Origin of the sequence: Neglectibacter sp. X4 (assembly GCF_009917365.1) — a bacterium.
GTDB lineage: Bacteria > Bacillota > Clostridia > Oscillospirales > Acutalibacteraceae > Acutalibacter.
The window spans coordinates 1-3,144 of the sequence record NZ_QWLE01000122.1 but is presented as its reverse complement, the minus strand read 5'-3'; the positions used below and the strand labels follow the sequence as shown (position 1 = coordinate 3,144).

Below are 3,144 nucleotides of genomic sequence, written 5' to 3'. Positions count from 1 at the left end.
ATAATTGTTAGGAGAAATGCGGACAAGCTCGTCCGGTTCGCAGGCTTGCAGATAGGTCAAAAGGTCAATCTGTCTTGCCTGCTCGATGACCTCCGGTGCAATATAAGGCATTGTTTTTCACCGGCTTTCCCTTGTGCTTTCTCGTTTGATTACCTGATCGGCTCGGCTCTCAATAGAGTCTCTGATCGTATCCATGTGTTCGACCTCACGATCCTGAAACTCCTTGTACACATCATCCAGAGGGCTGGGCGACTTCAAAAGAGCCTTTGCTCTCTTCGGGGAAAGCTCCAGATTCTCCATCGCCATTACAATGTCCTCACGCATGGTGTACTCATAAGTGTGGTTGAGAATCTCACTCGGCTCCTGAGAAAGAAGCCAGCTTCGATATTTCCCCTGCTCCGCCGCCATCTTTTCGTAAAGCTCAGAGTTATAGTCTCGTTCCTCCATTATGGCACCTCCTTCTTTGTATTCACAGCCGGAAAACCGATTGAACAGATCTTTCGGCTATGTAAATGCGGCATGGTCAGTACCATACCGCATTGAGCAGTTCGGACACATAACTTATCTCTCCCTGCTCCTGTCCTTCTCCTGCTCAAGCCCGTCACCCTCGTCCGGCACATCGTCAGCCATCTCATTCTCTCTTTTATCAAGGTTCAAGAGAATGTCCAACTCTTTCAGCCTTGCGGTCATTTGATTAAGCTCTTCCTCCTTTGAAAAGGGCTTTTCGACCTCCGCCTTGGCATTTTCAAGCTGTTTTTCTGCGTTTTCAAGGGCAATGCGCTTGTCCTCAAGGTCATCTGGGATGCGCTCAATAGCGTTGTCGATACGGGAGATGTTACCGAAAACATCATCACCGAGGGCGATCTTACGGCTCGTCTCGCCCTGAATCTTCACCATATAGACACGCTCCACTGTATCAAAGGACAGCTCCAAATGAAACCCTCTATAGCTTCCCAGCGGAATGGGGTCGGGACTTTCCATCTGTTTGCAGGCTTCAATGATAGCCTTGCCTGCATCTGCCTTTTCGGAATGTGATACACCCTGAACCACCATACCAATGAAGCGGTCATCAGTCGGCTTTGCGTGATCGAGCCTCGTTTTTCCGTCAGCTTCAAGCCCCGCAATGGCTTCACGCAGCGTGGCAATCTGCTGGGGGTAATACTTGAGTATCTTGTCCTCCAGCGCATACTTTTCAGAGAGGAAGCTGGACTTTATCAAACGCAGTTTCTGAACCTGAATGTCCAAGTCCATCTTCTCTTTGATATACGGATTTCCGGTCGCAAGCATCTTGATTTCTGCGTAACTGAGCGCAGTTGCGTCTATGTCCTCCGCAGATCTGACCGGTGATTTGCTCGTCATAATCTGGCTTGCAAACTTTTGTTTCCCCTCGATAAGCTGGTACAAGTAGGCATCGAAGGTTCCCTCCGTCACATAGCGGTAGATATCCACTTCTGGATTTTCATTTCCTTGACGGACAATTCTCCCGCTGCGCTGCTCCAGATCAGACGGACGCCACGGGCAATCAATATCGTGAAGTGCTATGAGTTTATCCTGACAGTTGGTGCCAGCGCCCATCTTCTGGGTTGACCCCATAAGCACTCGAACCTCGCCCTTTCGGACTTTTTTGAATAGCTCCTGCTTCTTTATCTCTGTGTCCGCCTCGTGGATAAACCGAATCTCATTCTCCGGTATTCCTCGTTCTATCAGCTTTTTGCGGATGTCATTATAGACAGAGAACTCTGCATCATTCTTAGGGGTTGATAGGTCGCAAAACACAAGCTGTGCCGATTTCTTGTCGGTGGTCTCCTGCCAAATTCGGTGGACATTCTCTACGCAGGCGTTTACCTTGCTGCCCTCAAAATCAGGCAGCATATCGTTTATCAATCGCTGGTCAAGAGCGAGCTTTCTGCCATCGTTGGTAATGGTGAGCATATTGTCCACGCTTGGATTAACCCCACCACCTCGGATTTTTTCTGCTCTTTCAGCAAGCCCTGCAACCATTTCTTTTTGCATCTCTGATGGCTTCACAGCGACATTGTGGTAGTTGGCTTTCGGCACAGGGAGGTCGAGCATATCAGCAGTTTTGATGTCCGCAACCTCTTTGAACATGGACATCAGCTCAGGCAAATTGAAGAACTTTGCAAAGCGTGTCTTTGTTCGGTAGCCCGTCCCTTCCGGCTTCAACTCCACCGCCGTAACGGTCTCACCAAAACTGGACGCCCATGAATCGAAGTGCTGCAAGCCCTGTTTTTCGAGCGTCCCGTACTGCAAATAACGCTGGATCGTGTACAACTCTACCATCGAATTGCTGATTGGTGTGCCGGTCGCAAAGACCGTCCCACGCCCTCCGGTCAGCTCATCAAGGTAGCGGCACTTCATATACAGGTCAGATGACTTCTGCGCCTCTGTTTGAGCAATACCACCCACATTCCTCATTTTTGTGTAGAGGTATAGGTTCTTGTAGTAATGACTTTCATCAATGAACAGGCGGTCTATGCCCAGCTCTTCAAAGGTTACGACATCATCTTTGCGGCCCTGGTCATTGAGCTTTTTGAGCTTGAGTTCGATATTCTTTTTGCTCTTTTCGAGCTGCTTAACAGAGAACTTTTCACCTCGGTTTTCTTTCAGCTCACGGATTCCATCAACGATTTCGTCTCGTTCTCTCTCCAGAAGGGCGATCTGTCTTTCGATGCTCATGGGGATTTTTTCAAACTGCGAATGCCCGATGATGACGGCATCATAGTCGCCGGTGGCAATTCTCCCGCAAAAGCGTTTGCGGTTTTTCGTCTCAAAATCTTTCTTCGTGGCGACTAAGATATTCGCCGCAGGGTAGAGCTGCAAGAACTCAGCCGCCCACTGTTCAGTCAAGTGGTTCGGGACGACAAACAGCGATTTGCTACACAGACCGAGCCTTTTTGACTCCATAGCCGCTGCGGTCATTTCGTAGGTCTTGCCAGCGCCAACGGCGTGTGCCAACAGGGTATTTCCGCCATAGAGAATGTGCGCCACAGCATTTTTCTGATGTTCCCGCAGCTCGATTTCAGGGTTCATGCCAGAGAAAACGATATGACTACCGTCATACTCTCTGGGTCGTGTAGAGTTGAACTTCTCGTTGTAAATCTTGCAAAGAAGCTCTCGCCTTTG

1 protein-coding gene and 2 pseudogenes are annotated in these 3,144 nt (G+C 49.2%); all 3 read right to left on the bottom strand.

Going from position 1 to position 3,144, the window contains the following annotated elements; all coding sequences use genetic code 11:
- Window positions 1–111: pseudogene (locus D1841_RS19410) on the bottom strand (topoisomerase); the annotation flags it as partial.
- 33 nt (window positions 112–144) lie between these two features.
- A pseudogene (locus tag D1841_RS16855) lies at window positions 145–447 on the bottom strand (DUF3848 domain-containing protein); the annotation flags it as partial.
- A 114-nt stretch (window positions 448–561) separates the two neighbouring features.
- Window positions 562–3,144 (bottom strand): DEAD/DEAH box helicase family protein (locus D1841_RS16850; protein WP_166554308.1); only part of this gene is annotated, 2,583 nt, incomplete at its 5' end.